The organism is Halococcus sp. IIIV-5B (assembly GCF_003602035.1).
In the GTDB taxonomy this organism is placed as follows: Archaea; Halobacteriota; Halobacteria; order Halobacteriales; family Halococcaceae; genus Halococcus; species Halococcus salsus.
The window spans coordinates 1-1,316 of record NZ_QZWE01000067.1 but is presented as its reverse complement, the minus strand read 5'-3'; the positions used below and the strand labels follow the sequence as shown (position 1 = coordinate 1,316).

Annotated in this window: 2 protein-coding genes and 1 pseudogene; 2 read left to right on the top strand and 1 reads right to left on the bottom strand. The window is 74.7% G+C overall.

Annotated features, from left to right (window positions below; genetic code table 11):
• Both D3261_RS19405 and D3261_RS19400 read left to right on the top strand, forming a co-directional pair.
• The coding region (locus D3261_RS19405; protein WP_147465013.1) for a DUF4129 domain-containing protein at positions 1 to 300 on the top strand (300 nt) is incomplete at its 5' end.
• Positions 301 to 317: 17 nt separating this feature from the next.
• Positions 318 to 863, top strand: coding sequence for a hypothetical protein (locus tag D3261_RS19400; protein ID WP_233554050.1), 546 nt, complete (start codon positions 318 to 320; stop codon positions 861 to 863).
• Between the two features lie 230 nt (positions 864 to 1,093).
• Here the strand turns inward: D3261_RS19400 and D3261_RS20780 are convergent.
• Positions 1,094 to 1,294 (bottom strand): annotated as a pseudogene (locus D3261_RS20780) (DUF58 domain-containing protein); the annotation flags it as partial.
• Positions 1,295 to 1,316: the final 22 nt, after the last annotated feature.

Sequence of the window (1,316 nt, the reverse complement as noted above, 5' to 3'; positions counted from 1 at the left end):
GGTCGAGCGGCGGGGCGGGCGGCCGACCGGATCGAGCACGACGCGGGGCTCGAAAACGGGGTCTACCGCGCGTGGCGCGAGATGACCGACCACCTCGACGTGGCGCGTCCCGAATCGAGCACGCCGGGCGAGTTCGCGCGTGCGGCGACCGAGGCCGGGATGCGGGGGCGAGACGTCGACGAACTCACCGACCTCTTCACGCGGGTTCGGTACGGCGACGAGCGGGTGACCGACGAGCGCGAGCGACGGGCGACGAGCGCGCTCAGACGTATCGAGGAGACCTACGCGGAGGGGCCGTGAACTGGCGAGGACTCGGTGTGGCGGTCGGCATCGGCTGCGTGCTCGCTGGCCTCGCGGTCGTGGTCGCGCCCTCACTCGCGGTCGGAGTCACGCCGAGCCTGCTCACGCTCGTCGGGGTGGTCGCGGGGCTCGCGGGCGCGGCGGCGGTCTACGAACGCGCGACCACCGACGAGCAGCGGACCGAACCGCCGACGCCCGAACGGCCGCTGTCCGTCCCGACACCGGGTGCCGAACTCGACCGCCAACTCGACGCGCTCGGTTCGCGGGGTCGCCGGTTCGGCATCGGGGAGCGTCGCTCGATTCGCGACCGTCTCGACGAACTCGCGGTGGCGGTGCTGGTCCGCGACGGCGAGAGCGAGGCGACGGCCCGTGAGCGCCTCGCCGCGGGGACCTGGACCGACGACCCCCACGCCGCGGCGTTCTTCGCCGAGGCGCACGCGTCGGACGTTCCCCTCGAAGAGCGCCTTCGGGCGGCGTTCAGCGGCGAGCCAAGCCCACGTCGACGGGCACGCCACGCCATCGACGCGCTCGCGCGGATCGCCGACCGGGAGCACGAGCAATGAACACGGGTCGGACCCGGCGTTCGACCGCCGGTCGCGAGGAGGTGGCACTGGAGGACGAGACGGTCCGCAGGACCGGACGGTGGCGGGGGGTGAGCGCGCTCGCGGACCTGCGCGCGATGGGTCGGTCCCGATCCGGGCGCGATCCAGTAGGGGTCGGGCGAGAGCGCCGCGAGACCCGTGGGGTTCTCCGCGTTCGTGAGGCCGACGTAGAGCGCGCCGGCGGCCCGCACCGACCGCGAGACCGCCGACTCCGCCTCCGGCCCCGGCGCGCGATAGGCCGCCTCACGGGCGTCGACGAGGAGGACGACCGCGGCGGCGCGTTCCTCGCGGAGGTCGACGGTCGAGAGGTCGCCGGTCTTCGCCAGCCGGTTCCAGTCGACCCGCGAGAGGGGGTCGCCCGGTCGGTACTCGCGGGTGGCCTGGAACGCCACCCCCGACCCGCCGACGTCGGTG